Genomic DNA, 1,418 nt, shown 5'->3' with positions numbered 1-1,418 from the left:
TGAAGTGACCCCTTAAAGTTGGACATTTCTGTTAAGCTGCTTTCAAGGCCTGATTTCGATACTCTATCGGAGTCAGGCCTTTTAATTTCACTTTAATTCGTTTGGTATTGTAGTACTCGATGTATTCGTCAATATGAGCTATCAGATCATCGGCATCTTCAAAGTACTGGTTGTGGTACATTTCTGTTTTCAGCAAGGCAAAGAAATTCTCTGCAACTGCATTATCTAGACAGTTTCCTTTCCGTGACATGCTCTGCGTTAAGCCACTTTCAGATAGTTTTTTCTGATATTTCTTATGCCTATATTGCCACCCTTGATCGCTATGAACGATTGGTTTAGCGTTTTCATCTAAAGTCGCAACCGCATCTGTCAACATGTCAGTTACCAGAGGTAGACGTACATTTTTTGCGACCTTATAAGCCACAACTTCCTGTGTGAACAGATCAACGATGGGTGATAGATAGACTTTCTGCTGTTTAACTTTAAACTCAGTGACATCCGTTACCCACTTCTCATCTGGCTTCGTCGCTTCAAAGTCTCGTTCAAGAACATTAGGGGCCACAGTCCCCACTTCTCCTTTGTAAGAGCTGTACCGTTTTGGTCTGACGGTAGACTTCAAGCCTAGTTGACCCATGAGCCGTTGAACCGTTTTGTGGTTAAGCATAACACCCTGTCTTCGTAGCTCTAAGTGAATACGACGATACCCATACCTGCCTTTATGCTCATGGTAAATTTGCCCTATTAGATCCTTTTCATCTTGATACTGTTCGGTGTCGTTATCTGCCTTAGCATGATAATAGAAAATACTTCTCGCTAATTTTAAGGCATGCAAGAGGTATTTTAGTGGATAACGGCTTTTAAGAGCTAGAGCTACGTTCGCTTTTTCTTTGTTCGGCGATGCTTTTCCTGCTCCAGCTCCTCTAACTTTTTTAGAACAGCATTCTCGGCTCGTAAGTAGGCTAATTCCTCTTTTAGCTCCTCTAGCGTCTTTTCATCATCACTTTTTTGTTTGATAAAAGGGTGCTTACTCATTGGTGGTTGTCCTCTGCTACGTTCAAGCCCCTGAATACCATATTGTTTGTACTGTTTAAGCCAAACGGAGAGTGTTCCAGGGGAGGAAAAATTTAATACCGCACTAGTGTGGTTAATAGACCAGCCATTCGTCCACATTTTTTTTAACGCATGCAACTTGGTTTGAGCATTTTTAGCAAAATCATGAGGCTTAAACGAATCAGAACCATGAATCTCAAACACTTTTCCCCAGTAACGTATTATGGGTGGTGCAATGGAGTAGGTGTGAGAAAGATCGTGAGATGAACACTCACCCAGTAAAAATTGTTTAGCGACCGCACACTTGAATGCTCGGCTATATTTGGACATAAAAAGACCCCCAATAATCGGTGTCCAACTATTGGGGG

2 protein-coding genes are annotated in these 1,418 nt (G+C 41.7%); both read right to left on the bottom strand.

Going from position 1 to position 1,418, the window contains the following annotated elements:
• Window positions 1-31: 31 nt before the first annotated feature.
• On the bottom strand, window positions 32-964 hold the full coding sequence (locus tag VHA01S_RS17720) for an IS3 family transposase (RefSeq protein WP_156916982.1): 933 nt from the start codon (window positions 962-964) through the stop codon (window positions 32-34).
• On the bottom strand, window positions 871-1,418 hold a 548-nt coding region (locus VHA01S_RS17715; RefSeq protein ID WP_023405713.1), incomplete at its 5' end, for a helix-turn-helix domain-containing protein. The genes VHA01S_RS17720 and VHA01S_RS17715, both read right to left, overlap by 94 nt.

It is taken from the genome of Vibrio halioticoli NBRC 102217, from assembly GCF_000496695.1.
Lineage (GTDB): Bacteria > Pseudomonadota > Gammaproteobacteria > Enterobacterales > Vibrionaceae > Vibrio > Vibrio halioticoli.
Note: the sequence above shows the minus strand (reverse complement) of the source record. Positions and strands in the feature narration are given on the sequence as shown.